Origin of the sequence: Lysobacter sp. ESA13C, assembly GCF_019970005.1 — a bacterium.
GTDB classification, from domain to species: domain Bacteria; phylum Pseudomonadota; class Gammaproteobacteria; order Xanthomonadales; family Xanthomonadaceae; genus Lysobacter; species Lysobacter antibioticus_B.
This window is the reverse complement of sequence record NZ_JAHXYK010000001.1, coordinates 121,141-147,290: the sequence shown is the minus strand read 5'-3', so window position 1 is coordinate 147,290 and position 26,150 is coordinate 121,141. Positions and strand designations below refer to the sequence as shown.

Here is a 26,150-nt window from a genome sequence, read left to right as displayed (position 1 = left end):
CTGATTCATGGCGAACCGCGACACCACGATCACGCTGCTGATCCGGGCCAACGCCGCACAATTGAATCAGGCACTGGAGCAAGCGGGCGTGCGCGCCCGCGTCTTTGGTAACGAAGCGCAGAGCGCAGGTCGCCGGGCCGGCCAAGGCTTCGATCACACCCGCAACAGCGTAAAGGCGATCGGCGAACAGCTGGCGCTAGCGAAGACGCAGCTGCTGGCATTCGTGGGTCTGCAAAGCGTCGGCGATGCCATGGGCGGCTTGGTGCGCGCGGCCGATGGCTACGCCAACCTGTCAGCCAAGATCAAGCTGGCCACCACTTCGCAGGCTGCGTTCAATCTGGCCGAGGACGCGGTCTTCGCGATCTCCCAGCGCACCTCGACTGCGCTGGATTCCACCGCCACGCTGTTCGGTCGCCTGACCAGCGCGCTCAAGGATCAAGGCGGAACGCAGCGCGAAGTGCTGGGCCTGACCGAGACGATCAACAAGGCGCTGGCGGTCTCCGGTGCCACGGCGGCGGAAACCTCATCGGTCATTGTCCAGCTGAGTCAGGCCTTCGCCGCCGGCCGGCTGAGCGGCGACGAGTTCAACTCGATTAATGACGCCGGCCCGCGCCTGATGCAGGCACTCGCGAAGAGCATGGGCGTCACCGTTGGTGAACTCAAAGCCCTGGCGGAAGCCGGCAAGCTGACCAGTGAGCAGCTGCGAATCGCCTTCTCCGGTGAGCAGGCGAAGAAGATCGCCGCTGAGTTCTCGCAGCTGCCCCTCACCATCGAGCGCAGCCTCGTCCAGCTCGACAACGCGTTTACGCGCTTCGTCGGGCAACAAGACCGGACCATGGGCGTATCCACCGCCGTCGCCGGTGCGATCCAGGGCTTGTCCCAAAACTTCGACGGTCTGGCGAACGTGGTGGGTGTCGTCGCTATCGCCGCGCTGGGCCGGCTCATTGCGACGCTGACGATGGCCGGTGCGGCCAAGGTCACGGGCATGCGCCAAACGCGGCAATTGGCGCAGGAGGAATTGGCGCAGGCCCGCGCGGCAGAGGCAGCGGCGCAGGCCGAACTGGCGCGTGCACGTGCACTGGCTACGGCTGGCATGGGGGCGGGGCGGGTCGCTGCCGCCGAGGCGGGTTTGGCTGCGGCGCAGACCCGAACCGCGGCAGCCACACAGGCCGCGACGGCAGCCGCGGGAGCGAAGGCGGTCGCCATTCGGGGCTTGTCGTCGGTGCTGACGCTCATGGGTGGACCGCTGGGTCTTGCGATCACGGGCGTCACCCTGCTGGCCAGCGCCTTCGCGTCGGCCAGCGCAAATGCCGCGGCGGCGAAGGCCGAGTTCGAGTCCACGATTAAAGCCGCTCAGCGCTTTCGCGAGCAGCAGGACCTGGACACCGGCGTCGATCTAGGTAAGCGGCTGATCGAGCAGCGCCAGCAATTGCAGAAGGAGCTTGAAAGTCTCCAGGTGCTTAAACAGCCCTTGGGTCCCTTCTATGGCGGCATCCATGACAGTCCGGGTCAGAGCAGCACGCGCTTCCTCTTCGGCAAAGATGTGGACGCCGAGATCAAGAGGGTCCAGGCGCAGCTGACCACCACGCAAACGGCACTCGATCAAGTCAGGAGCTCGGTCGGCGACTTACGCCAGGCGCAAGCGACCGGTGGGCGAACCCGCGTCCAGGTCACCAAGGATGCGACCGACTTCACGAAGGCGCTCAACACCCAGAACGAATCGCTCAAGGTCGAGCGCATCGAACGCGAGAAGGGCTTGCGCGCCGCGCTCGAATACCAGGCGGTCAAGGCGGCGGGCGTCAAGGACGCGTCGCAGCTGACCGCGGCGATGCGTCAGGCCATCGATGTCCAAGTCCGCGAGCGTGAAGCGGCGAAGGCAACGGCCGACGCCGGCCGAGCGCAGACCAAGGCCATGCGCGAGGCTGAGCGCCAACGCAAGGCCGACGAACGCAAGCAGGCGGCCGACAGGAAGGCGCAGGAAGCGGCCGCGGCGAAGGCGGCTAAAGACGACGGAGCGCTTGACCGCATCGTCGAGGAAGCCGACATCGCGCTGATGCGCAACCGCGGCGACGGCTCAGCGGCTCGCCGAAGAGAACTGGATCTGGAGTACAAGCAGGCGCTCGCCGATCTACAGGCCAAGGGCAATACCGCCGATGCGCTGAAGATACGGCTACGGATCGATACCGAGGTCGCGAAGGTCGAACTGGAGGATCTGCAGGGGCAAGTCGAACGCGTATTCGGCGAGGAGTCCCGGCAAGAGCAGTCGATCCAGGCACGGCAACAGGCCGGGTTGTTGACCGAGATTGGGGCGCGTCGGGAACTGATCGACCTGCATGCCCGAACCGCGGCCGAAGTTGGCCAGCTGCTTCCGACGTTGGAGGCGGTTGCGGCCAAGACCGGTGCGCCCGAGTCCATCGAGCGGGTCAAAGACCTGACCGCGCAGGTGGCCGCGCTCAACGTGCAGTCCAACGAGCTTGTGGTCACGTTGACCAACGGCTTCGAGAGCGGTTTGAGCAATGCCCTGGAAGGACTGGCCACGGGCACGTTGACCCTGCGGCAGGCGTTGACCGGCCTGGTTCAGGATATGGCGCGCTCCATGGCGCAGTTGGCGTCGCAGCAGCTGGCGGCGTTCGCGACGGCGAAGTTGGTGTCGATGCTCGGCAAGGCGGCCGGGGGTAAAGGCACTCCGGATCTGGCGCAGCCCGATCCGGTGCAAGCCGGCCAGGCCGGTGCGGCCTATGCGCTGCCGATCACGGGCGCATCGGTCGCGTTAGGCGTGGCGGGCAAGGTGGTGAAGGATGCGGCGGTCGCGATGCAAACGGCTGCCGCGACGCTGTTGGTCGCCAATGCAACGAAGTCCGCGACTGGGTTTGCTGTAGGCGGCTTTACCGGCATCGGCCCGAAATACGCGCCGGCCGGCGTCGTGCATCGCGGCGAGTTTGTGCATCGCCGCGAGGTGGTCCGCCAACCAGGAGCGCGCTCGTTCTTGGAGCGTTTCAACCGCGTCGGCATGGCTGCGCTCGATGGGCTGCGCGGGTTTGCGGGCGGTGGCTTCGTTACGCCGGCCCCGACCGTGCCTGTGTCCGCGCATCGGCCTGTCTCGGAGCGATCAGTAGCCAGCGCGCCCGAGGTCCGGTCCTCGCAGATCACGAATGTCCTCTATTTGGACCCGCGGGAGATCGTCAACGTGATGGGGACGCAGGCTGGTCGACAAGTCATCTTGTCCACGATCCGAGCCAACGCTCCGACAGTTCGTCAGGACATTAGTTAGTCTTGAGCTGGGCCATATTGGGGCTCGATTTTGGACTGCCAACCGGGCAGATGTGTAACGGCGATCGCGCTGTAAGCAGTGTCTAGGCTCATATCTAGCGATTCATCCAACGTGCGTCTAACTGACGCTGTGACATCGAACGGAACGCCCGAGGCTCTGAGACCGGCGGCCAGATCAGCGATGGCTTCGGTTGCACTAGTATTCGAAAGCTTCGAGCTGTATTCAACTAGGCCGACATCAGTAATCAGTAGCTTCTCCACTGCTCTGCCAGTATGGTCGTAGAACGGATTTCGCAGATACTTGTGGCAAGTCGTACTACCACCAGCCATGCCGCGATCTCGAATGTTTCTGTAGGCCGCCTCGGTGAGGCCATAGACATAGTACCTGCCAGTAAACTCGACCTTCTTTCCAATCAGACCCGAGTACGCTGTCGTTAGCCTGGCGTGCGCGTCCTCGATCGATAGCTGTGGTGTCGGGAGCCCAAGAGCCTTCATGGATGCGATATCAGCATCGACTTTGGCTTTAACGTCGAATTGCAACTTATCGCTATGGCTGTATTTAGTCGCGAGGCCGTTGCCATTCCGTAGCTCGATGTCGCTATCACTAAATGGATGTACTGGCCCGCACTGGTAAGGCGTGTCGCCCGTGCGATCGTCGTCACGACGAACATACCCGATCAGCCGTGCGGCTGCGCCTTTCGGGCCGCCCGAGACGCTACTGCTGATCGGGTAGGGGGCTCTGGTGAAGTGGAAGGTTCGGCCATCCTTTCGGGAAAACGGGATGCACTCAGCTTGCCCGCAGATCCTTTTTCCGCCCAGCGTGGCCAGCGGAAGCTGATACTTGTATCCAAAAAGTTGGGCCGCGGAGATGGACGGTATCGCGGCCAGAACCAGTGCGACAAGAGCCAATGAAAAGCAGCGCATACATTCCCCTGTCCTCTGGACGTTCAAAGCTCATGATTCACTAACGAGCCCAAGCAACAGGACCGGCCATTTTGCTCCGGCCCGGGACGTACCTGGTCCGGGTCTTGAACCAAAACCCTACTTACGCGCGCATATGCTCAAAAGGCCGGGCTCGCGTTCCACGCCTATGACTATTCGTTCCGGTGTTTCCTCCGATTACTATGATCTTCTTGGCCGTCTGGAGTCCGCGCTCTGCGGCGAAGGACATGCCTGGGGCCTGCTCTATGCTGGCGCCGGCAACGGTACGCTGACCGGACCGGACGGCGCCATCGGCGGGTACCGAGGCGGCAGCGCCAGTGTCGCCGAGGGCTTCATCCTGACCGCGCTCGATGCCGAGCGTTTCCAAGTAGTCGGCGCGATCACGGGCGATCTGGGTATCGCTCAGGGCGGGCAGCCGTTTGAGTCCGAGCGGCTGCGATTCCGCATCAACGCGGGATCGGCCCCGTTCGTTGCCGGCGACCGCTTTACCCTGAATACCTCACCGCCGTGGACGTTGGTCCGCCGCTACGGCTGCCGCAACGCGAGCGCTCGCACCACGAACCTAACCAGCCCGGCCTCGGTGTTCGACAACCGAACTGACACCTGGGGCAGTTTGCCTGTCGCCGGTCTGCCGGCGCACGCCAGTATCGAGATGATCGGCCCGGCCGCGGTCAGGGCGATCACGTTGGGCATCGGCGACAGCGGCGCGCGCGGTCCGGGCGCCTTCGAACTGCAGCACTCCGATGATGGGGCTGCCTGGTCGCGGGTGCAGGCTTGGAGTGGCCAGGTCTGGCCGACGGCGAAGATGCGACGCACGTATCCGATCTCGGGATCGCCTACGGCTGCGCGGTTCTGGCGCGTCCTGATCAACGCGACGGCTGGCGGAGACCCCCTCGACATCAACGATGTCAGTTTCCACACCGATCTGAACGCCGACTTCGAACTCGAAGACCGGGCGCAATGGATTGTCAAGGCGCCGGGGCTGGATGGGCAGAAGGCGATCTTCATCGGCGCCGAACTGTACGAGGACGCCGCGCGGGCCGCATACAACCTGAATTGGTACGGGTTCCGCTCGCACAACCTGCTGCGCGGCGTGCGGACGCAGACCAACGTCAGCGGGGTGCGCGGACTGCCGCTGCGCAACGGCCCGTTCGCCTACTGGCTTGCCATCAACGGCCAACGCGTGGTGATTGTGGCGCGCGTCGGTACGGTGTACGTGAGCGCCTACCTGGGCTTCATCAACGCTTACGAGCCGCCGTCGATCCACGAATATCCGCTCGCCATCGGTGCCTGCGGCTCCTCGGAAGCGCTGACGCCCGATGCGACCGACGCTAACTTCCGCTGCTTCTTCGATCCCGGTCGCTATGGATTGGTCGTGAACTATCCGGACAACGTCTGGCGATCGCACGCGAATCGCTACGCTTCCGGCGCAAACGACTACGGCGACACCGAGACGCCGGGCAAGGTCTATCCGAGCGCGATGTCGACCTCGGGGGACCGGCCCACCCTTCGCGAGAATCTCGATGGCACCTCGCCCGTCTTGCCGCTCATTCTTGGGAGTTCCAATCCACGCCATTCGCTGGGCGAGTTTGACGGTTGCGGTTGGACGACGGGGTTCAGCACCGCATCTGAGTCGCGCATTGATCACAACGGCGCCGCTTGGATGGCGTTCCAAAACGCCTTCCGCATTTCGCCCGACAACTACTTCGCCATGAGGCTGGACTAATGGCGTATGCGACCTCTGCGGCCAACGATCCGAACGAACTGCTCGATAAGCTGCGCCTGTTCGCCCAAGGAAACGGCTGGGTGATAGACGGGTTGCGCGATCGGACGGGGAAGGCAGGCAAAGCGCTTAGCCTGCACACCGGCACTCTTTACGCCACGTTCCTGACCGAACTCACCGGTGGCGACGGCAATCGGCCGCCTCCGTTCATTGGCGCGTTCGGTCATACCGGCTTTGCTGCGAATGCAAACGCCGATGTGCAGAACGAGGCCAGCCTGCCGGCCTGGACGAATTACGCGCAGGGTCCGTACAGCGCGGTTCACTTCTTCGGTCGCACCGCGCCTCAGCCCTACCTGCACGTTGTGCTTGAGACCCAGGCCGGCACGTTCAAGCACTTCGGAACCGGCCGCCTCATCAGCGCGGGCGCTGTCGCCAGCGGGCAGTACGTCTACGGTAGCCAGTGGTACTACGACGCCACATACATCGGAAATCCGGACGACCATCGCCATGCAGTCGCGTTCGATGACACCTGGTACAACTACAACTCGCCGGTGACACGGGTGCGCGCCGACTACGACGGCGTCGCCCCGCGCTGGCATGCCGTTTCCGATTCGGAAACGGATGCGCGACGCCTGCTGTGCGGCTGGCGCGGCCGAGCCGCCCCGATCAATCTGTTGAAGGACATGGGCCACAGCGCACTGACCGGTCGCGCACCGGGCCAGCCGCTGTGGTGCGCGGTGCCGCGTGGCGCCGGCCTGTTCTCGGATATCGGCCATCCGGCGGATGTTCGCTTCATCCGTCTGGACAGCTATGCGCCCGGTGAAGAGTTACCGCTGGGCAGCGATCGCTGGAAGGTGTTTCCCGTCCACCGCAAGAACGGCCCGCTAGGCACCCCGAACAGTGGCGTCTACGGTTACGCCTACCGCATTACCGACTAGGACGAGCTCGCTCTATGTGGCATGGCCTGTGGCCGCTGACCTTCAGTGGTCAGGGCGATTATTTTCAATCGCCACCGTTCTGGGATGGCCGAGCGTCGGGCGCGCTCGGCGCTGAGCCGACTTCGGGCCGACGCACCGTCGAGGTGCCCGCTCATGTCGCCGACCGGCGTCGCGGTGTGCCTCAGTCGATGTTCGGAGACGATTTTTTCGACCGCATCCACGTCGAGCCGCGGGTACTAAACCTGGGCAACGTCAGCAGCGTGCAGCAACGCGCCGTGCGCGTTTGGAATGCGCACCGCGCCAGCGCGCTGACCTTGACCGATGCCGTGCTGGCGGGCGGCGAGGGCATTGTCCTCACTGCGCCGGGCGCAACGCCTCTACCGTTCGCGCCGTTGTCCGAGCGGACCTGGCAGATCGCGGTAGGCACCGAAGGGCCACCAGTCATCGCGGCCACCCTAGCGTTCCAGTTCGACGGCTTCGACAGCATCGCCGTTGTCATCACTGGCCAGCGAATCGTCGCCTGGGCGTTCACGCCGGATTGGTCTCGCGGCGTCCTGGAGCGGCTGGCGTGGAAGACCGACGTTCTGACCAGCCCGACGCAGGTCGAACAGCGGCGCGGCCTGCGCTCTGCGCCGCGACGATCGTTCGAAGCGACGCTGATCGTGGACGGGCGCGAGCGGGTGTTGCTCGACCTGGCTGTGTTCGGTTGGGGCGGGCGCACATGGGCCTTGCCCATCTGGCCCGATGTTCAGTGGCTGGCAGACGACCATGCACTCGGGGTCCGGGTCATAGCATGCGACCCGAGCCAACGCGATTTCCGCATAGGCGGCCTGGTGCAGCTGCGCGGAAAAACCGCATTTGAAGTCGAAGTGGCTGAAGTCGAGACGATCGGTACTGCCTCGATCACGTTGCGCCATCCGACAACGAAGGCCTGGCCGCGCGGAACCCGGTTGTATCCAGTGCGCACCGCGCGGCTGGCCGAACCGCCCAAGGTCACACGACTGACGGATCAAGTCGCGTCGGTGAGCGCCCGCTTCGACGTGGTCGAAGCGTGTGAGTGGCCGCAAATCCCCGATGCGCCGATGTACCGAGGTCATCCGGTGCTGGCGCAGCGCCCAGATGAATCCGAGCGATTGTCGAATGGTTGGCAGCGTGCGTTGCTGACCCTGGACAATGAGTTCGGGCGGCCGTTCGTGTTGGACCCCGCCGATTGGGCCGCGCCGACTCAAACCCATCACTGGCGGATGCATGGCCGGGCAGAGCGGGCGACCGCCCGGTCGTGGCTGTACACGCTGCGTGGACGCCAATGCGCAGTTTGGCGCCCCACCCACGCCGACGACCTGGCCCTGGTCGCCAACTTGGCCGGCACCGCCACGGCGCTGGACGTGGCCAACGTCGGGCTGGCTCGGTTCGCTGGCCTGCGACCGGGCCGTCGAGACCTGCGGATCGAACTGCGCGACGGCCAAGCGATCCATCGGCGGATCACCGCAGCCGTGGCCCTGGACGATGAGATCGAGCGACTGACGATCGATGCCGCGCTCGGCGTCGACGTGCGACCGCGCGACGTGCAACGCATGAGTTTCTTGGTCCTGAGCCGCGGCGACAGCGACGAGGCCGAGATCGAACACCACACCGATAGTGACGGCACCGCCGACGCATCCATCGTCCTGCGCGCTGTGCGCGACCCCGATACCGACACTCCCGCGCCCGCATGAGCTTCGAACAACTGGAACGATCGACTGCCGCGGGGAACCCGCGGCGGCTATACGAGTTCGTGCGCGGCGCCCAACGCTGGCGTTTTACCGGCGGCGACCGCGACGTCATTCTCGATACGCAGGTCTACGGTGCAATCGCGATCCACGACGATGGCATCCGCCAGTCTGGGCATACCGCGAGCGACACGCTCACGCTCACTGCCCCGGGTGACTTCGCGGTGGCGCGGCTCTATCGCGGTTTGCCGCCGTCGTCTGAAGTCGCGGTCGTGGTGCGCGATGTGCACGAAGGCGATGGCGACGCGCCGGTGGTCTGGATGGGCCGCATTGCCGGCGTCAATCGCACATCGCTCGAAAGCACCCAGGTGCGATGCCAATCACTCGACGCCGCCTTGGGTCAGCCTGGCTTGCGGCTGGCCTGGACGCGCGGCTGTCCCTACTCGCTGTACGACCGCAATTGCGGTGTCAACCAGGAGGCGTTCCGCGTTCCAGCGTTACTTACGACGCTCGCCGGCAACGTCGTAACCGCTGGCGTCTTCGGCCAATACCCCGATGGGTGGTTCGCGGGCGGGTTCCTGGCTTGGGACTTGGGCGAGGCCGGCTTGGAGCGGCGCGGCATCCGCACCCATGTCGGCGAGCGGCTCGTGCTGCTCGGCGCCGGCGATGGCCTGCGCGTCGGCCAGGCCGTCATCGCCTATCCCGGCTGCGGCCGGTCGATGGCAATCTGCCACAGCAAGTTCAACAACGCCCCGAACTACGGCGGTGCACCGGGTCTGCCCGGCAAATCGCCGTTCGATGGCACCCCGCTTTTCTGACCACTGGATCGACATATGAACATTTGGGTCCAGCTCGCGATCTGGGTCATCAGCTATTTCGTCTCGGCGGCCGCACGGCCGAAACCGCCGCAGGCCAAGCCGGCGGCGTTCGGCGACTTCCAGTTTCCACAGAGCACCGAGGGCACGCCGCAGGCGGTGATCTTCGGGGACGTGTGGACCAGCGACTGGATGGTGCTCGGCGTGGGTCAGTACCGCACCCAGCCGATCAAGCAAAAGGGCGGCAAGAAGTGATCGTCACCCTGGATCACCTCCGCCGGGCGCCCGGCTTCGGCGCGCGGCCGGGCTATTGCGCCCAAGGCGGACGCGAATGGTTCGCTTATTACGGACTGGATTGGAGCGCGTTCGTGCGTCACGGCATCGAGGCCGATGCCATCGAGGCGACAGGCGACGCGCTGGGCCTGCACCTGGTCGCCTTTGCGCGCGCGGAGGCGGTGCGTGGGCAGTAGCAAGAAGCAGACGGTGGGGCACCGCTATCTGTTCGGCTTGCACATGGGCCTGTCCCGCGGGCCGATCGATGAGCTGGTCGAAATCCAGGTCGGCGACCGCGAGGCCTGGAAGGGCTCGATCACCAAGACCGGCCGCATCTTCATTAACAAGCCCGACCTGTTCGGTGGCGACAAGGGCGAGGGGGGCATCAAGGGCTGGCTGGATGTCCTGATGGGCGAAGCCACCCAGGCCGTGCTGCCTGCGCTGGGCGCGCTGCATGGCGTGCCTACGCCGGCATTTCGCAACGTGACGACCCAGTATTTTGACGGCCAGATCGCGGCCAACAACCCGTACCCCAAGCCCTGGAAGATGCGGGCCCGGCGCGCGCTGGCGGGGTGGGATGGTGCACCGTGGTATCCCGAGAAGGCGGTGATCTGGCTGGCGAACAACGCCATCCGGGCCATGAACCCGGCCCACATTCTGGTCGAGTGCCTGACGAATCGCGATTGGGGTCGTGGCCTAGACCGCGGGGTCCTGGATGAAGCCAGCTATCGGCGCGCGGCGGACGCCCTGCATGCCGAGGGCTTTGGACTGTGCCTGCGCTGGAACCGCCAGTCGTCCATCAGCGAATTCATGCAGGTCGTCATCGACCATATTGGCGCGGCGCAGTACACCGACCGCTCCACCGGCCGGCTCACGCTAAAGCTACTCCGAGACGACTACCGCATCGAGGACCTGCCGACGTTCGACTACGAGTCGGGCCTGCTGGCAATCGAGGAGGACGAGGGCGCGGCTCAGGACGGCGCGATCAACCAATTGATCGTGACCTGGTACGACCCGATCAAGGACGAAGAGCGGCAGATCCGGGTTGAGGACTTGGCCGGCATCCAGGCCACGGGTGGCGTCGCGTCGAGCAACACCGAATACAAAGGGCTGCCGACCGCCGAACTGGCGAGCCGCGTCGGCATGCGCGACCTAACCATCGCCTGTTCCGGATTGAAGCGGCTGAAGCTGCGGTTCGACCGCCGCGGCAGCGTGCTGGCGCCGGGCAGTGTGTTCCGCATACGCGACCCATTTCGTGGTCTCGACAGCCTGGTCCTACGGGTCGGCACGTTCGATGACGGAAAGCTGGCGGAGGGCGCGATTACCGTCGCGGCGGTTCAGGACGTGTTCGGGCTACCAGCGACGGCCTACCTGGAGCCGCAGCCACCGGTGTGGACGCCCCCGGATCGCAACCCGCAGCCGCCACCCAACCGTCGGTTGATCGAGGCCAGCTACCGCGATCTGGCGACCACGCTCAACGCAGCAGCGCTGGCCGCCGTGCCCGCCGATGCCGGGGCCGTCCTGGCCGTCGCCGAGCAGGCAACGGGGCTCGCGTTGAACTACGTACTGACCACCCGCGTCGGCAGCGGCGAGTTCACCGAGGCCGGCGTCGGGGATTGGTGCCCGACCGCCGTGTTGGCGGATGCGATGGTTGCGACGACAGTAGCGGTGCAACTCTCGTCGGGGCGTGGCCTGGATCAGATCACGGCCGGTACGGCTGCATTGATCGAGGATGAGATCGTGCGCGTGGTCGTCATCGATCCGCAGGCGCAGGCCGCGACGTTCGCGCGCGGCTGCGCGGACACGGTGCCGGTGCCGCACGCGATCGGAGCGCGCATCTGGTTCTTCGATGACTTCGCGGCAAACGATCCGACCGACTACAGCGTCGGCGAAACCGTGCAGGCCAAATTACTGACGCGCACGTCGAGCGCGCTGCTGGACCCAGCGCTCGCGCCCGTGGACGCGATCAAGCTGGCCCAGCGGCAAGCGCGGCCGTATCCGCCGGGTGATCTGAAGCTCAACGGGCAGCGCTACCCGGCGGCGATCGAAGGCGACCTGGTCGTGGCCTGGGCGCACCGTGACCGACGCCTGCAAGCCGACCAACTGGTCGATCACGGGCAAGGGGCGATCGGCCCCGAGGCCGGCACAGCGTATGTGCTGCGGTTGCTGGATGACATCGCCGGCAGCGTGCTGGAAACCCCGGCCGCGATTGCGGGTACCAGCCACACCGCCGCGTTGAAGGGTGTCTACCGGCTGCGGGCTGAGGTCGGTTCGACCCGCGAGGGCCTGACGAGCTGGCAGAAGGCAACGCACACCTTCGACTTCAAGAACGGACTGCTGCGCACCGAGACCGGCGACGAGTTGGTCTCGGAGGCGGGCGACTACTTACTTATCGAGTAACCATGGCGAATCTGAAACTCTCGCAGTTGCCGGCGGCGACTGCGCTGACCGGCGATGAAATCATTCCGCTGGTCCAAGGCGGACAGACCCGGCGCAGCACGGCGGCGGTCATCGTGGATCTGCGCAAGGGCGCATGGCAGGCACCGGTGCTCAACGCGCCTTGGACCAACTATGGGGATGCGTTCGCAACGGCTACCTATCGTAAGGATGCTAATCGCGTCCAGCTACGAGGACTGGTCAAAGGCGGCGCTGGTGGCAGCGTCGTTTGCACGTTGCCGGCTGGATTTCGGCCGCCCGCACAACAAATCTTTGTAGCCGTTTGCGATGCGCCGTCAAACGCGCGCATTGACGTGAGGAGCAATGGCGATGTGGCCGTCGCTCAACCAACCACAGGCACCATCGGCTGGCTTTCGCTCGACGGAATCGGATTCTTCGTCGATTAGGATCGACGTTTGATCCGAGCGGGATACCAAACGTCGTGCTGCCGCCGGTATGCACAGATGCCCGCCAGGGTGCCTCCGGGGATTGCGAAGAAGTCGCCCTGCGGTAATAGCGCAGTTCACTTAACAGAAAGGGCCTCCTTCCGAGGCCCTTTCTATCAGGTGGGTAATGATCACCTGTCTTCGGCAGGTATTACCTATCCAAGCAATGCCCGACCAAGTCTCACGCCAACCGGACGCGGCTTCATTAGCCTTCTCAATTTACAGAGACAGGCCATCGTTGTCCGGAACGGGACTTGATTGATTCAACGTATATCCCCATCCCGCCATCGCACATGCCGACGGCTAGCTTTCGTTCCTTCTCTGTGTACCAAGTAATGAAGCCATCGTCGGTATCGGTTGATGGCTGCCGGAATGCCCTGCCGGAAACTTCTACTCGTTTGCCGTTCCACTTACTGGCATCGGAATAGAAGTCGTCCGGCAGAGCCAACTTCGCGCATGAGTCTCCAGCTTCGAGAAGCGCGGCCCATGCTGGAGCGCCAGACTGTAAATTGAGCTTTCCTTTCAGAGTGCATTGGGTCCCTGCCACACAGGCGCTGAATGCTTCAGAGCTTGGCTGGTGGACGCAGGCAGTTACCCAACACACGGATGAGAGGATGAAAACTAGCAAGCACCGTCGGTGGTTGTGCACGACACTCCTGAGCCTCCTTCGTTCTTGTTCCACGCGTCAATGGTCTTCCTTAAGGCGTCTTTGTGCGCAATTTCCATTTGGCAGCATCTCTATGTATCAGTCAGAGAACTCCACGTAAGCGATTTTCCCGCTGCAAGCAGCAGGTGCTGGGGCTTCGAGCACGTTTGTCAGCGCGGCCTTAGTCTCCCCGCCACCAAATACTGCGTTAACACCGAATTTCAATGATTGCCCCGTCAGTGTGTCGGTCACGCCAGTCACCACGCCTTTTGGGCTGAGCAAGCGATAGGTCGGCGGCCAGATCGTGAGTACAGGAACTTTGCTTTTCTTCGAGATCAGATAAACGCAGCCATTGCGAACCTGTAGCTTGCCCTCCAGCTCGGCTGTCAGTGAGACGGCGTTCGGGTCTGGTTTCAGGTGCAGCAAGGTAACCTCCTCTGGAGGCATGCCCCTGCCTGCAATGGCGGTTGGAGTCGTTAGGACAAAAGAGCAACAAAAAAGGCTGATCGAAATCGCTGCATTGAGAAACTTCATTTGCAAGCTCATATTGGCCTCCATTCCAAATGGGATCTTCCTCGCAGCATAAGTTATCGCTTTTATTGGTGGATGTGTTTTGGCCGAAGGGCTCTGGCTTGCTATGGAGGCGACGCTAGGGCGCTGGGCTTGAATACTGATCGGTGGCCCGAGAACCGTCGCCCGGAGAGCGGTCCGAACTCGCGGAAGTAACTGTGCCTCGCTCGACGATCAGAGACCGGTCTGCACTGGCTACCGTCTCAGGACGATGCGCAACAATCACCTTGGTGATAGCAAGCGATCGGACTGCTTCGTTCACCAGCCGCTCGCGATCGACATCTAGGTGGCTCGTCGCTTCGTCCAAGAACAGCATTTGGGGTTGTCGGTAAAGCGCACGCGCGAGCACGATCCGCTGTTTCTGGCCTCCGGACAGCGAGCTGCCCATGTCGCCCACCATGCTGAAGTAACCCATCGGCATCGCCAGAATTTCGTCGTGGATGCCGGCGCGACTGGCAGCCTCCTCAACGCGCGCGCGGTCTGCTCCAGGATCGAAAAAGCTGATGTTGTCCGCGATACTGCCTGCGAATAGCTGGTCATCCTGCATGACTGCACCTACAACGGCGCGGACACTTCGGGGGCCGACTCGGTGTATGTCGTGGCCGCCAATGCGGATAGTTCCCTCGGTGGGCTTCAGCAGCCCAAGGAGCAACTTGAGAAGCGTGGTCTTACCGCACCCTGATGCACCAGTTATGGCGACCGATTCGCCTGTGGCGATCACGAAGCTACAGTCCCTGATCACCCAGGGATCGCCATCGGTGTACCGGAACGACAGCTTCTCGACTTCTATCGCCGAATGACTCAGGGTCAACGCCTGAGATTGGCCGGGGTCTTCCGGGGCCGTGAGGACAACGTCGGCCAGCCGCTCACCAAACAGCCTAAGCATTCGGAACTCAATGCCCTTGTCGATCAGTGCTGCAACTCGGGTCGCGAACTGCTCCCTATAGACGAGATAGGCAATCAACATGCCAATGGAGAACCCACCGTCGATCACTAGCATCGCTGCGATTAGCACGACAACGATTCGTTCGGCACCGAAGATCAGCTGGTTCGCGCTGTTGAACGCGACGCCGGTTCGGGCGAGCCAGATCTCATGGTTGGTGGTTTCCACCATGAAGTTCTCGTAAGCGGCGCCGCGCAGGCTCTCGCGACCGGCGACCTTGAGACTTTGGATGCCGCGGATGGACTCCAGAAGATGACTTTGTTGCTTGGCTGCAGCGATTAGTTGCTGCTCAGTATGCTCCCGCGAATAGCGGTACGACCAAAGTCGGGCTCCGAGGTAGAGGCCTACCGCGATGGTGGTCACCAGCGCCAGCTTCACGCTGTAGAGGAGCATCAAGGCGAAGGTCATCAGGGCCATGAGACCGTCCACCAGCGCCTCTACAGTGCTAGTGGTCAAGGTCCGTTGAATGGCCTGTGCGGCGCCCATCCGCGAAACTACATCGCCGATGTGCCGCTTCTCGAAGAAGCTAATGGGCAGGCGCAGCAAGTGAGCATGGATGTTGCCCATCCACATCAGCCCAATTCGAGTCGAAAGGAGAGCCACGGTCCAACCGCGGAGCAGTCCGACGCCGACTTGGATCAGTAGAGCAAGCGAAAAGCCTATCGCCAGGACGACTAAGAGACTCCGATCGGCCGAAACCAAAGCCTGGTCCACGACCCATTGCACGTAGAACGGCGCGACGGTCACGAAGACCTGAAGACTTATCGATAGTGCGAACACTAGGCTAAGCGATCGCGTCAGGCCGGTGATGGGCCCAGTAAGCTGGCGCAGGGATACTGCTGGCGCTTCCGCCGCACGAACGAAGTCCGCCGTAGGCTTCAACTCTAGCGCGACGCCGGTAAAGTGCTCCGACACGACCGACAGCGGCAACCTGCGCTCGCCTTGTGCGGGGTCAAGAATGACTGCATGGCCTGACTTAAGACGGGACAACACGACGAAATGGTTCTGATCCCAGTGTAGGACGCATGGGAGTTCGAGGCGCCGCAACTGCGACAGCTCCAACCGCAGCGCGCGCCCACGTAAGCCCAGCTGCCCCGCGATCTCGATGAGCCGCGGAAGATGGGTGCCGTTGGCTGAAATGGGAAAGCGATTGCGCAGTTCACGCAGGCCGAGTCCACAGCCATGGGCTTTTGCAACCATGGCTAGACAGGCGAGTCCACACTCGGCGGCTTCCGATTGCCGAACGGGGCCAAGAGTCTTCATCGGACAGCCGGGCGGCATAGTCCCAGGGCAGCCTTCGGCGCGACAGCTTTCCGTACTCTTCCCAATCCCAGAAGCCGGTCATCTACTACCGTCTGACGCACCATTCGGTACTCACCTGGCGGAAGCATCATTACTACCGAGCGAGCGTGTACCGGCACAAGCACCTGATCCATGGGAATGGACATTGGGTCCTCCGAGGCCACAAATGCCCGCACCATCGTTTCCTCATTGGACGGCTTCAGAGAAATCCGGCAAGGGTGTCGGTAGCCGGACAACTCCAACCAGTCAGGGCGCCCATGCTTCTGGCGTTCGCGGGGATGGAATACAAGGATGTCGAATCCCGGCGCGGAGAACAGACCTGTCGGTGTGGCCACGACCACCGGAGCCGTGAACGGGCCTAAGGCTTCAGTCGCACGGTACTCCGCGCCATCCAGTTCCGGCCGACTACGGGGAGTGCCGTAAACCTGATTTATCGTAAGTGGGTCAATGCCGTAAACCTCGCGGAGGATCTGTGCCATCCATATCCGACCGTCGCCCTCAGGCGACTCCGAGATGTGGCCGGCGCCGGCGTATACGAATGCGCGGGCCTTGGGATCGTCGTTAAGAACCGATGCGATGTTCGCCGCCTGCGCTCGCTCCCGCGCCATTCGCTGATCCTCCTGCGAGCCCTCTGCTGGCTCCTGGTCCTTGCGTTGCTCGTAGTCGAAGACTTGAAAGCCGAGTGCCTTGGCTTGCCGGGCCAAGTCCGCATACAGCGGGTCGGATGTATAAACCCCTGTGCTCACATCGGGGGCGTCGTCGATCAGGCTCTCCCGAGCCTTCCGTCCAAAGGTCTCTGCGCCGAAATGGGTGAATCCCTGGGCGCGCAAGTCCTTGAGCAGCTGAAGGGCAAAGCCGCGATGCAACTGATGGACATGGTCCTCATTGAGCATGACGACCCGGCGATCCTTTGCCGCGGGAACGACTGTTTCCAATGCAGGCCGAAGCACCGCCCCCGTGAAGTCAGGCTGTGATTTCGAGACGTCGGGCACTCGGGCAGAGGCGTCGATCATGCGATAGGTACCCTGGGTGTCACCGGACACCGCATAGAACTGCGCTGCCGCCGCACCGGGAAAGGTCTTCGCGTCCACGCCCTGGCGCAAAAGCTGCACCGCGGGCATAGGCCGGTTGTCCTTCGTGATCAGACGGATTGCATCTGGCAGCGAAGGCGCGGGTGGTGCCGCTGTTGCCAGTTGTGCGAGCAGCAGCAGGCCGAAGCCCGCCATCGAACATGTCCGATAGTCCATCATGAACCTCATCCGATCAGGGTCATAGGCTCAGGCGGCCATCGCCTGAGCGTCCAGTGCTTTCCAGCGCCGCAGTAGCTCATCGGCGAACGCGTCGGTGATCTCGCCATCGACGAGGTCGTCCAGCCAAGCCCATACGCCATCCTGATTGCATTCCAAGAACCAGGCGTCGCCTTCCTTATCGATCACGAAGTCGAGGCTGCCGAAGGTAAGCCCCATTTGCTTCATGAAGGCATGGATCTGGCCTTCCAGATGCGTATCCAGCTCACATCGGGAATACTCGTTCAACGCTGTGGCCTTACGCCAATCCACCTGAGTAGATTCATGCCTCTGCGAGTCGATCCGAAATGGAATGATGCGCGGACCGGCGACGACGACGCGCAACTCGTAAGCCTTGGCGATCTCCTCTTGCGCGAAGTGAGGGCAAATCAAGATCGAGTCCGGATCTGCGGCGGCTATATCCTCGGCCGGAACACGCATGGTCATGACGACGTAGGGCACGTACTCGCCTTCCCCCTTGGGCGAGACCTTTGCCCCGGACAGCGACTTGATAATCATGTGATCGCTTCGGGTCTGGAACGCCGCAATGTCCTCTTTCCGATTCGAGACCAGTGTGGTCGGAACCCGTAGGCCGACGGCCGCGGCGGTTGATTGTTGGTAGGGCTTGATCATGCAAAGGCGGGAGCGGGAGGAGTTGACCGCGTTGTCGCCGGCGAAGGCAGCCAGCAAGGCGTAATAGGCCCGCCACTCCTGTGCGGCATATCCCCGCGAGGATTCATCGCCAGCGCGGATGTAATAGCGTGTGCCGGGCAGAATCTTGGTTTTGTCCCACACAATGCAATCCGACGGAAGTCGCCGGCCATCGACGGTAAGGGCGCGATTCGCGTGACGATCGAGTTCCAGAGAAAACGTGGTGCCGGCGTGGTAGTCGATGACGACTACATCCTTGCACCCTCGATCTGCGAGCCGTTGAGTAACGCGCTCGACATGGCTGTCACTACGAGTGCCGAGCACCACAATCACCTTTTCATTCATATTTCCCTCTCCTGTAAGTAAAGCGGGAGGAGGTACGCGTCCCTTCCCCCGCCTAGGTATTACTTACGACGCATCGCAACCGTCGTCCTTGCTCCCGTCGACGTGGACGGTGATGGTCGACTCCTTGCCGTTGGGGCACTGATAGCCGCCGCCGACCGAGGCCATTTCGGCTTCGCGCAGTTCACGGAACTGCGAGAAGTCTTTGTCGTACTGCTCCAAAGCAAACACGGACATAGGTGCTACTCCTTCATCAAATGCGCAGAACCCCTGCGCGGGACTGGCGACTACCGCCGGTATGAATTCATTCTGGCTTCGCTTCTAAGCGCATAGAGCGGCTCAAACAGCCACTCGAAAATAGGGCGTGTGTCGCCAAGCAAATCGGCGTCCACTGTCATGCCGGGCCGTAACGGCTCCAACCGGCCGTGCGCCGCTACGGTCTGCCTGTCGAGCTTGACAACGACCCGATAGAGCGGCTGCGTACCGGAATCGGGGAGGTCCAGAGCTTTGGTCTCGGCGGTGCTTAGGGCATTGCGGCTGATACGGGCTACATGACCGACGTGGTGGCCGAACTTCTGATGGGGAAAGGCCTCGTACCGAAGCAGGACGACACCCCCCGGCCGCAGGTTCGGGATGGCACGACTGGGAACCAAAAGCTCCGCTTGCAGGCTGCTCCCTTCTGGCAACAGAGTGAACAGGGGCTGCCCGACCTGGACCGCCTGTCCCGGCTTGATGATCTGGCTGGAAACAACGCCGGAGGCGGGTGCAGCTACACTTAGCGCACCGCTGCCTTCGATGTCGATTTCCTCTTGGCTCAGCCGTGCGAGATCGCCGCGAAAGGTGGCGGCAGTACTTGCGCGTTCGACAGGAATCTGGGCTAGCGCTTGCTCAATCTGAGCGGCTGAGCGCTGCATAGCCAGAGCCTGCCGGTCAAGCTCCTGTGATGCCGATACCCGATCCAGGGCCGCCGATTCTTGCTGCTTAATCTGGATATCGCTGACGTACTTCTCAGACTGCAGCCGGCGCATGCGTTCCAGAACTTCATTGGCTAAGCGAGCTTGCGAGCGTCGAATCTGTCGCTCCGTTTGGAGCTGGGCCAGTTCGTGATGCAGAGAGCGAAGTTGGGCCCGCAGGCTTGCTTCGTCGACTTCCAATCGATCCTGCTGGGCCACCTGATGGCCTTCGAGACCAGCACGGCGCTGCTGAAGGGCCTTCCGTTGGGCCGCAGACACATCCCCATGGTCCACCGTCAACCGAGGTAATCGAATGAGACCGAGGATCTGTCGCTCCTTGACAGAGTCTCCTTCGGTGACAACAACCTTCTCCATCACCCCTGTAGCCGGCGCGATCACGCTCGCGAGCCCTTCAGCAGGAACCAACTGCCCTTGTACCCGCGCGCGCTGCGTATATTCCCCAAAGATGAGAAGCAGAATGAGCGCGCAGCCGATGCCACTGGCTACAATGGCCAGAATCCAGGTCCTTGGCGGCTGATCGAGGCGTATGGTGCCCAGCCAAGCACCACCTTGAGCCTCGATGACCTGCTTGCGGAACAGGTCAGACACGGCCATTACCACCCCGATGCCGCTGTTTGCCGTCGCGTTCATTACCTTGAGAAAGAAGTTCCTCGCGGACGATTCGGACATTGTCTGGCGCCGTAATGCCCACGCGAACTTCACCCTCTACCCGGGGTTTAAGGAATCGGACCTCAATTTCACTGCCAATCATCAGGGCCTGACCGAGATTGCGAGTTAAGACGAGCATCGGATTCAGTTCTCAAGATTCTTCGGCGCACCAGCGCCAAGCAGTAGTAATTCGCAGGCCTCTCGAAGTTGCCGACTGCTAATGCTCTCGGTCTCCAAGCAGAACTCATCCAGCTCGTGTGGCTTCATGTAGATGACGATCGACTCAAGCCCGCCCCCGATGGTTTGCACTCGGACTTCTGTGGGAATTCCGTCATTGATATGACGTTGGCGCGCTCGGACACGAGCAGCAGCGACGCAGTCATCTCTGCATGCGAACGGGACATGCTCATCTTCACCGTTCACTGAAACGCGCCAGTTCAGAGATCCACGACAAACGGCGTCAAAATGGATAATCCTCGTGCTTACCATCCCTCGTACTCCCTGAGGACACCAATCCGTCTGACGAATCCATCGCCTACCCATTGCGGGTGGTAGCTTCGCCCCTGCATCTGGTCTGGATGCATGAATAGGCTTCGCATCTCGCGCTCATCCGCACAGCTGAGGTCCGGGAACAAAGCCCAGAAGCTGACGTCGATGACCTCTAGGCTCGGCAAGGTAAGCCACGCGTGTAGGCTCACACGCGCACCAGGCGCGATGCCGGTGCGGAGCATTTGCTCCAGACCTGCGATTGGGGTGCAACACAGTCGTTGGCCGTTCTGCCGGATGTATCCGAGCGTATAGGCCAGCGGTACCCTAAGCTCCGCTTCTAGCATCGTCCGCACCGCCGCAGTGATGCCGAACCGGTGTGTAGCAACCACGTCCTCGCTCAAGTGGCCAACCGCACGGTGCAACTGCCACCGAATGGCAGCGATGGTGGACGGCGAGGCGTACCGAACCGGTAGCAGATTCAATGACGACGGACGCAGGCCCCAAAGGATCGAGCGCGCCTGAGCCGCAAGCAAGACAGCTTCGTAGTGGCCGGCGCCGTGTTGCGACGAGCCGCTACGATGGGCGAAAAAAAGCCGGCGTAGCCAAGTTGGCAGCTTCCAATGCATCGCCGGGGGGTGAAATTGAGACACAAAGCGCTCCTGGCCGCCCTTTGCGGGGCGGTGCGGATAGGTCGGGTTGAAGGCGGAGCAGGCTTACGCGGTGCGTGCTGCGTGTGTACGCGTTTGCTCGTGGACTTGCTGGTCCTGGGCGATCGACGGCTTCTGTTCCGCTGCCGCCAATTGCTGGAATGAAGCCTCAACGGGGATCTGCGCCGCGACCTCGGAGTTCACATGGGCACGCTTGTGCGCAGGATCGTGCAGTTCGCCCTGCACCGCGAAAACGTCGGTTCCGGCAGGCGTACTCCGGCCCGCAACCACATGGTTGACCTGTTCGAGTCCCGCCTGCCGCGAACTCACGAGGAGTGCCGCGGTGGTGCGCTCTGCGGTTTCATTAATCGGTAGACCTTGTTCGGCGAAGGCCCTTTCAATACCGCTGTGGAGAGCTTTGTGCATCGAATGGTGAGGATGATCCGGACTGCGCGGATCGAACGCGCGCTGCTCCGACGCAGGCAGCGAGCCGTGCGCGTCCTTGAATGGACTATCCGGCTGCTTCTGGGGCAGATGACGCCCGATCTCTTCAGCGATGCCTTTGCTTCCCCGGTAGATAGCAGCGCCGATAGAGATCCCCTCGCGGAGATTTTCTATGTCTGCTCTATACTTCTCGATCACAGGGCGATGCTTCTCGGCTAGCTCGCGCGACTGAGGGTTTCCCAGAGCCGATCGGTCGGGTCTTCCCTCGCCGTCGACATCGAGAAAGTGGTGCATTCGATGGGAGTCGCTGCCCGTAACTGCGGCCTTTACCGGATCTCGAATATCGAACTGGCTGCCATTGTCCTCGTAGCCCGCTGCTTTCAAGACATTCAGTTCGACGGGTTCCGCATACATCCGCACCTGGCCGAAATGCTTACCAGCTGCACTGACAAGATCGCCAGCCATGACGTGATTCACAACCTGATTTCCGCCTTCAGGTATGCGGTAACCAAGGCTTGCAGCGCCGTAGGGATTGAACGTCTCACCGTTTAGGTTGAACTTGGCTGCCGTGATCTGCGCAAGGCATCCGCCGAGCGAGTGGCCGGTAACAGACACTTCAGGTGGATTCGTCCTTGGGCCGATCTCTTGCGCGATTTCGATCGCCTGCTTTGTAAGGTCGATTGCATCCTGCGCTTGCCGGTTGACTCGCTTAACAACCATTCCGCCGTCAGCTAGCAGCCCGTCTTTGATTGGCTCGTCACCAAACTCAGTGCCTCGGTGAGCGACGATAATGTCGCCAGTGTCCTTTCGCTGGTAGATCGTTCCTTGATAGCCAGATGGTAGATCGACGCGCTTCAACACGTTGTACTCGACACCATTGAACTCAACTTCTGTTTCCACGCCGTTCCGCGCGCCGCTGGGCGGATACGAGTTGGCTGCAAGGTTCGCGTACTGCTGACTGCTCATCGTTAAGCTCATTTCGTCAACTCCTTTGACTTCAGCGTGATCGAGAATACCTTTCCGCGTACCTCTTCATCGAACTCTTGAGGGTCCGACTTTCCCGTGTCGGGATAGTCTGCGATCTTGATGCGCGGATAATTATCTCTCTTGAAGTGTTTGCGCTCGGGTTCCCCAGATGCGAGTTTCACCGATGAAAGGCTAATAATGAATCTCGTATCGACCTTATTGTCGGCAGCCCTCATCTGCACGAGCGGCCCCATGGGCTCCCAGTGACAGATGCCCCTGCCGAAGTAGTCCGCATCTTCAAGTCCATCTGCTGCAACGACAGCCACATAAGTGCCGTCCTGCAGGCGACTGAAATCTATGGGGACGCCATAGAACTGGGACGTCATTTGCACGCCGGAGAATGATTCGGCCGGCGGAAGGCACTCTGGATTTGTGATTCGGTACTGCATGAGCCCTTCCACCAAATCGAAGGGACCTGGGGCGTTTTCAACTGCTACGGTGAGGTTGTACTGTTCTTTGGGGGCGGAATTCTGCTTGTACGAGGGCACTTTGCCTCCTGATCTGTCGGAACACCCACTCATCAAGGCGAGCAAGCACAGAGACGCAATGGTGACGATGTTGTGGCGTGCCGAAGGCTTTCTTTCAGTCATGTCGGGGCTCATGGGGCTCGGTCAGTCGTGCTTTTTCAGTGGCGCGCAGGGCTTCGAACAGAGCAGCGATGGAAAACGTTACCTTGGCTGCGAAGTAGAGCGTGGGAAGGACCGTGATCAGTTGCGCACAAGCCGCCATAGTTACCGTCGTCTCTGGCCGGTTGGCACTGATTAGAGGCACAGTAAATGCGACAACAAGCGTTGAGGCCAAGCAAGCGGCCGTTACCGCAGTAGCGAGCCATGCCGTCCTAGCGTCCTTGCGGCCATTGAGTCGAATAAGAAGCGATAAGTACAGCTTCCAGATTAGGGCGGAGATCACGATCAAACTTACCGCCATCAACGTCGAAATGGACCGAGGAAGCCAGTACAAACCGACGCTCAATTCATCCCAAAGAAGCAGGGTCCATGTGTTGAGCATCATCAATGTCAGCGCGGCCATTGCTGCTATTGAAACCGGCAACATGAATCGGTCGCTTTCTGGGGTAACGTACTGTCGAATAGTCATTCCGTTAACCGGCCCATGGTTCGGTATTGAGGGTGAGCAACCATCCGTTCGCCAATCTATCCATCACCGCTAACTTGATACGAAAGTTCATCGAACTCTGACTGGGAGGCTGCATGCCTTGTAGTAAATATGACAGTCAGTGTCGCCCCTCCCTTCGCATGCCTCCATTCCCAATTGCGTCGCTCGTTCGATCGTCGGCGCTCGGGAATTGTTGATTGCAGTGCTTCCCTGAATCGTAACGACGCACTGGTTGGTGTACGCAAGCTCAACTTTGCAGTTGCTTCCGCCGCGAGAAGCGCACTCGGCGATTGCATCCTTCTGAGCCGTTCGTTTGCTCTCGCGATTAGCAACTGCACCTAGCACGCCGCTGTTTTTGTCTTGCGCAATCGCTCCCCAGCGTGACGCCCACCCGGGACCGGTGGGGGAGGATTGCCCGCCTGAGCTCGGGATTGGAGCGCAGGACTGCGTGTTGGTGCCTTGATAGGGGATCATTCCAGGCGGGCAGCCACCTTCTGCATGCGCACTGCCAGCGACGACAAGGAGGGTTCCGGCGATTGCTATGACGACCTTGATATTCATTTCTTCTTGATCTCGTTCGGGTCGGGTTTCTCGGATGATGCCCCAGCGGTATATCGAGACCCTGAATCGTAGCTTCTGCCGGTGGTCTGCGGACTCTGGGAGGACATTTCGGTTCTTGTCGTCGGCGGGCTATAGGAACCGGGTGGTTGGCCTTGCGGCCCCGGCTGACTGGACGCCGCTCCGCCAGAGAAGGCCGAGAAGTGCATGAAGTTGCCGAGAGCGCCGTTGAAGAACGAGCCCACCATCGGCGGCACAGAAATCAAAAGAACCGTGACGATCAACCCAATACCGCCTTGCTGAATGGATAGGGATGTCATGCCTTCAGGCTCCAGGCCGAGGATGCCGTTGACGGCTTTGGATACCCAAAAGGCCATGGCAACCTTCGACATGAACTTCAAGGCGATGGCCGACATCACGCTCAACGCAGCCATGGCGAAGTAGGTGGCTATACCCGACATAAGCCACTTTCGGAACAGTTCCTTGGTCTGCTCAAACATGAGGCACAAGATGAAGAGCGGCGCCAATCCGACAAAGAATGCGATACCGAAGCGATACATGAGCGTAAGCGCACCAACCGTCATCGGGACGCTTGCGGTGCCGAACCCGGCCATAAGCAAGGCCCGCCCCTTTTGCTCTCTTGTCTCGTCGTCGCCATCGACAACTTGGACGGCATCAATCGCACTCATGGCGATCTGCATATAGGCCAAGTTCTGATCAATGGCTGCAACAGAAGTCTTGCCCTTCTCACCGCTGATCGTTTCGTGAATTTCTGTGTCGAGCCCAGCGGTGAGTAGCTTGTAGATGTTTACATTGCCGAAGGTCATCCCGGTTGCAACGAACAATATCAACACCACCTTAAGGCTATTAGTCACAAGCCCCATCATCGGCTCTCGGGATTGGCCTGTTGCAACGCGGTACCCCGCCACGAGGAAGTAGAGTGTGGCCAACGTGAGTGCGAGTCCTCCTACCCACGTCATCATCCGCTGCATGAGCTTGAAGCCGAAGGTGGTGATCTCTTCGCTGAAGTAGTCGTTGATGAGCTTGAAGAAGGCAAAGTCCAAGACGCCGCCTTGAGCTTTCGGCGTCAGGAAAGAGAAGATTCCGTCCAGGGAAAGGATGTCCATAAGTTAAGTCCGGTCGAAGAGAGCAGAAGGACAGTTGCCAGTACGAGTACGCGGGTTCATCGCGAGAGCGCCGCCTTCAGCACGCCGGCCTGAATGACCTTGCCAAGGATCTGCCCCTTGCCCTTGTTGCCGTTTAGCGCTCGCTTGGCAAGGCGACTCTGGTCCCATTTGAGGGCCTCTACATAGTCGTCGTATGCCTTCATCCGTGCTTGCCAGTAGTCCAACTCCATCGACGTGCGAAGCATGAATCGCTGGGCTTCGTTGTCGTTCGCAGCGAGATCGCCTTGGCGTGAGCCGGCGCTGTCTCGTTGCGCCTCAATCTGCTTGAACTCGACATTGCGGAGCATCAGCGTCCGCAGCATCTGGACGGACTCGTTGTATTTCATATTTTCGGCATAGACCATTCGCTGGCAGACGGTCAGTTGTTCATTGATGACGTTGGCGTCCAGCTTGGGCATGGCCATCTTGAACGCTCCAGCCAGTTGCTCTTTGATGCCGCCTTCCCCGGGACACATGTCTTCCATGCCGTAGTCCGCCGGCCTCGGCGGGAAGGTGTCGGTCATCTGAGCTTGACCGAAGTTCAAGCGCTGAAGCCGGATGAGCTGCTGCTGGTAGTGGTTTGCTGTCTCCGTCCATCGCTTGGCGTTCTTGCCGAACTCGGCCGCGTCCTTCGCGATCTGCTGGAGCTGGGCTCCATAGTTGACCGGGTCATTCACGACCATCTGAGCGGTGGCCTGACCGACAAAGAGAGCGGTTAGGGCTAACACGACAGCTACAGCGCGTTTGGTAGAGCAACGGTTGACTCTGCTGGTGTAGTTCATGCCGATTCCAC

At 61.5% G+C, this 26,150-nt stretch carries 23 protein-coding genes; 9 read left to right on the top strand and 14 right to left on the bottom strand.

Features of this window, described 5'->3' with window-relative positions:
- Nucleotides 1–7 precede the first annotated feature (7 nt).
- Nucleotides 8–3,271, top strand: coding sequence for a tape measure protein (locus tag LC490_RS00620; protein ID WP_223618890.1), 3,264 nt, complete (start codon nucleotides 8–10; stop codon nucleotides 3,269–3,271).
- Here the strand turns inward: LC490_RS00620 and LC490_RS00615 are convergent.
- On the bottom strand, nucleotides 3,268–4,194 hold the full coding sequence (locus LC490_RS00615; protein ID WP_223618889.1) for a hypothetical protein: 927 nt from the start codon (nucleotides 4,192–4,194) through the stop codon (nucleotides 3,268–3,270). The genes LC490_RS00620 and LC490_RS00615 overlap by 4 nt on opposite strands.
- A 166-nt stretch (nucleotides 4,195–4,360) precedes the next feature.
- Here LC490_RS00615 and LC490_RS00610 point away from each other — a divergent pair, with 166 nt between their 5' ends.
- From LC490_RS00610 to LC490_RS00575, 8 genes are read left to right on the top strand one after another with little or no spacing between them, the layout of a single operon-like run.
- Complete coding sequence (locus LC490_RS00610) at nucleotides 4,361–5,938, top strand: hypothetical protein (protein ID WP_223618888.1); 1,578 nt, start codon at nucleotides 4,361–4,363, stop codon at nucleotides 5,936–5,938.
- Entirely contained in the window at nucleotides 5,938–6,873 is a 936-nt protein-coding gene (locus tag LC490_RS00605) for a hypothetical protein (RefSeq protein ID WP_223618887.1), read from the top strand. The genes LC490_RS00610 and LC490_RS00605 overlap by 1 nt, the downstream gene beginning before the upstream one ends.
- A 14-nt stretch (nucleotides 6,874–6,887) precedes the next feature.
- Nucleotides 6,888–8,588 carry a hypothetical protein gene (locus LC490_RS00600; RefSeq protein ID WP_223618886.1) on the top strand — a complete coding sequence of 567 codons (1,701 nt, stop codon included), beginning with the start codon at nucleotides 6,888–6,890 and terminating at the stop codon, nucleotides 8,586–8,588.
- A complete protein-coding gene (locus LC490_RS00595) occupies nucleotides 8,585–9,400 on the top strand; it encodes a phage BR0599 family protein (protein WP_223618885.1) in 816 nt (271 codons plus the stop codon). The genes LC490_RS00600 and LC490_RS00595 overlap by 4 nt, the downstream gene beginning before the upstream one ends.
- 15 nt (nucleotides 9,401–9,415) lie before the next feature.
- Nucleotides 9,416–9,652 (top strand): hypothetical protein, encoded by a 237-nt coding sequence (locus LC490_RS00590; protein WP_223618884.1) that lies wholly within the window; start codon nucleotides 9,416–9,418, stop codon nucleotides 9,650–9,652.
- Nucleotides 9,649–9,867: a hypothetical protein gene (locus LC490_RS00585; protein WP_223618883.1), complete on the top strand. Its 219-nt coding sequence runs from the start codon at nucleotides 9,649–9,651 to the stop codon at nucleotides 9,865–9,867. Before LC490_RS00590 ends, LC490_RS00585 begins: the two co-directional genes overlap by 4 nt.
- Complete coding sequence (locus LC490_RS00580; RefSeq protein WP_223618882.1) at nucleotides 9,857–12,070, top strand: phage tail protein; 2,214 nt, start codon at nucleotides 9,857–9,859, stop codon at nucleotides 12,068–12,070. The genes LC490_RS00585 and LC490_RS00580 overlap by 11 nt, the downstream gene beginning before the upstream one ends.
- Nucleotides 12,071–12,072: 2 nt before the next feature.
- On the top strand, nucleotides 12,073–12,513 hold the full coding sequence (locus tag LC490_RS00575; protein WP_223618881.1) for a hypothetical protein: 441 nt from the start codon (nucleotides 12,073–12,075) through the stop codon (nucleotides 12,511–12,513).
- Nucleotides 12,514–13,297: 784 nt separating this feature from the next.
- Here LC490_RS00575 and LC490_RS00570 read toward each other — a convergent pair.
- The 13 genes from LC490_RS00570 to LC490_RS00505 form a co-directional block, all read right to left on the bottom strand.
- Nucleotides 13,298–13,744 carry a hypothetical protein gene (locus LC490_RS00570; RefSeq protein WP_223618880.1) on the bottom strand — a complete coding sequence of 149 codons (447 nt, stop codon included), beginning with the start codon at nucleotides 13,742–13,744 and terminating at the stop codon, nucleotides 13,298–13,300.
- Between the two features lie 103 nt (nucleotides 13,745–13,847).
- On the bottom strand, nucleotides 13,848–15,974 hold the full coding sequence (locus LC490_RS00565) for a peptidase domain-containing ABC transporter (protein ID WP_223618879.1): 2,127 nt from the start codon (nucleotides 15,972–15,974) through the stop codon (nucleotides 13,848–13,850).
- Nucleotides 15,971–17,263, bottom strand: a complete 1,293-nt coding sequence (locus LC490_RS00560) for a hypothetical protein (RefSeq protein WP_223618878.1) — start codon at nucleotides 17,261–17,263, stop codon at nucleotides 15,971–15,973. The genes LC490_RS00565 and LC490_RS00560 overlap by 4 nt, the downstream gene beginning before the upstream one ends.
- A gap of 27 nt (nucleotides 17,264–17,290) precedes the next feature.
- Nucleotides 17,291–18,295, bottom strand: a complete 1,005-nt coding sequence (locus tag LC490_RS00555) for a hypothetical protein (protein WP_223618877.1) — start codon at nucleotides 18,293–18,295, stop codon at nucleotides 17,291–17,293.
- Nucleotides 18,296–18,358: 63 nt separating this feature from the next.
- Complete coding sequence (locus tag LC490_RS00550; protein WP_223618876.1) at nucleotides 18,359–18,529, bottom strand: hypothetical protein; 171 nt, start codon at nucleotides 18,527–18,529, stop codon at nucleotides 18,359–18,361.
- A 50-nt stretch (nucleotides 18,530–18,579) separates the two neighbouring features.
- Nucleotides 18,580–19,935, bottom strand: coding sequence for an HlyD family efflux transporter periplasmic adaptor subunit (locus LC490_RS00545; protein ID WP_223618875.1), 1,356 nt, complete (start codon nucleotides 19,933–19,935; stop codon nucleotides 18,580–18,582).
- Complete coding sequence (locus LC490_RS00540) at nucleotides 19,847–20,053, bottom strand: carbon storage regulator (RefSeq protein ID WP_223618874.1); 207 nt, start codon at nucleotides 20,051–20,053, stop codon at nucleotides 19,847–19,849. The genes LC490_RS00545 and LC490_RS00540 overlap by 89 nt, the downstream gene beginning before the upstream one ends.
- Before the next feature lie 343 nt (nucleotides 20,054–20,396).
- The gene (locus LC490_RS00535; RefSeq protein WP_223618873.1) at nucleotides 20,397–21,053 is read right to left on the bottom strand and encodes a hypothetical protein; all 657 of its coding nucleotides are present in this window, start codon (nucleotides 21,051–21,053) and stop codon (nucleotides 20,397–20,399) included.
- Between the two features lie 63 nt (nucleotides 21,054–21,116).
- Complete coding sequence (locus LC490_RS00530) at nucleotides 21,117–22,460, bottom strand: XVIPCD domain-containing protein (protein WP_223618872.1); 1,344 nt, start codon at nucleotides 22,458–22,460, stop codon at nucleotides 21,117–21,119.
- Nucleotides 22,461–22,468: 8 nt separating this feature from the next.
- A complete protein-coding gene (locus LC490_RS00525) occupies nucleotides 22,469–23,110 on the bottom strand; it encodes a hypothetical protein (protein ID WP_223618871.1) in 642 nt (213 codons plus the stop codon).
- Nucleotides 23,103–23,615 (bottom strand): hypothetical protein, encoded by a 513-nt coding sequence (locus tag LC490_RS00520; protein WP_223618870.1) that lies wholly within the window; start codon nucleotides 23,613–23,615, stop codon nucleotides 23,103–23,105. The genes LC490_RS00525 and LC490_RS00520 overlap by 8 nt, the downstream gene beginning before the upstream one ends.
- 575 nt (nucleotides 23,616–24,190) lie before the next feature.
- On the bottom strand, nucleotides 24,191–25,318 hold the full coding sequence (locus LC490_RS00510) for a type IV secretion system protein (protein ID WP_223618869.1): 1,128 nt from the start codon (nucleotides 25,316–25,318) through the stop codon (nucleotides 24,191–24,193).
- A 56-nt stretch (nucleotides 25,319–25,374) separates the two neighbouring features.
- A complete protein-coding gene (locus LC490_RS00505) occupies nucleotides 25,375–26,139 on the bottom strand; it encodes a hypothetical protein (RefSeq protein WP_223618868.1) in 765 nt (254 codons plus the stop codon).
- Between the last annotated feature and the right edge of the window lie 11 nt (nucleotides 26,140–26,150).

Excerpts from the sequence above, each read along its gene's own strand:
- LC490_RS00565 (WP_223618879.1), bottom strand. The coding sequence starts at position 15,974 with ATGAAGACTCTTGGCCCCGTTCGGCAATCGGAAGCCGCCGAGTGTGGA.
- LC490_RS00605 (WP_223618887.1), top strand. The coding sequence starts at position 5,938 with ATGGCGTATGCGACCTCTGCGGCCAACGATCCGAACGAACTGCTCGAT.
- LC490_RS00600 (WP_223618886.1), top strand. The coding sequence starts at position 6,888 with ATGTGGCATGGCCTGTGGCCGCTGACCTTCAGTGGTCAGGGCGATTAT.
- LC490_RS00540 (WP_223618874.1), bottom strand. The coding sequence starts at position 20,053 with ATGCTCGTCTTAACTCGCAATCTCGGTCAGGCCCTGATGATTGGCAGT.
- LC490_RS00550 (WP_223618876.1), bottom strand. The coding sequence starts at position 18,529 with ATGTCCGTGTTTGCTTTGGAGCAGTACGACAAAGACTTCTCGCAGTTC.
- LC490_RS00555 (WP_223618877.1), bottom strand. The coding sequence starts at position 18,295 with ATGAATGAAAAGGTGATTGTGGTGCTCGGCACTCGTAGTGACAGCCAT.
- LC490_RS00505 (WP_223618868.1), bottom strand. The coding sequence starts at position 26,139 with ATGAACTACACCAGCAGAGTCAACCGTTGCTCTACCAAACGCGCTGTA.
- LC490_RS00560 (WP_223618878.1), bottom strand. The coding sequence starts at position 17,263 with ATGATGGACTATCGGACATGTTCGATGGCGGGCTTCGGCCTGCTGCTG.
- LC490_RS00620 (WP_223618890.1), top strand. The coding sequence starts at position 8 with ATGGCGAACCGCGACACCACGATCACGCTGCTGATCCGGGCCAACGCC.
- LC490_RS00520 (WP_223618870.1), bottom strand. The coding sequence starts at position 23,615 with ATGACTATTCGACAGTACGTTACCCCAGAAAGCGACCGATTCATGTTG.
- LC490_RS00510 (WP_223618869.1), bottom strand. The coding sequence starts at position 25,318 with ATGGACATCCTTTCCCTGGACGGAATCTTCTCTTTCCTGACGCCGAAA.
- LC490_RS00570 (WP_223618880.1), bottom strand. The coding sequence starts at position 13,744 with ATGAGCTTGCAAATGAAGTTTCTCAATGCAGCGATTTCGATCAGCCTT.
- LC490_RS00575 (WP_223618881.1), top strand. The coding sequence starts at position 12,073 with ATGGCGAATCTGAAACTCTCGCAGTTGCCGGCGGCGACTGCGCTGACC.
- LC490_RS00525 (WP_223618871.1), bottom strand. The coding sequence starts at position 23,110 with ATGACTGAAAGAAAGCCTTCGGCACGCCACAACATCGTCACCATTGCG.
- LC490_RS00545 (WP_223618875.1), bottom strand. The coding sequence starts at position 19,935 with ATGTCCGAATCGTCCGCGAGGAACTTCTTTCTCAAGGTAATGAACGCG.
- LC490_RS00610 (WP_223618888.1), top strand. The coding sequence starts at position 4,361 with ATGACTATTCGTTCCGGTGTTTCCTCCGATTACTATGATCTTCTTGGC.
- LC490_RS00530 (WP_223618872.1), bottom strand. The coding sequence starts at position 22,460 with ATGAGCAGTCAGCAGTACGCGAACCTTGCAGCCAACTCGTATCCGCCC.
- LC490_RS00615 (WP_223618889.1), bottom strand. The coding sequence starts at position 4,194 with ATGCGCTGCTTTTCATTGGCTCTTGTCGCACTGGTTCTGGCCGCGATA.
- LC490_RS00590 (WP_223618884.1), top strand. The coding sequence starts at position 9,416 with ATGAACATTTGGGTCCAGCTCGCGATCTGGGTCATCAGCTATTTCGTC.
- LC490_RS00595 (WP_223618885.1), top strand. The coding sequence starts at position 8,585 with ATGAGCTTCGAACAACTGGAACGATCGACTGCCGCGGGGAACCCGCGG.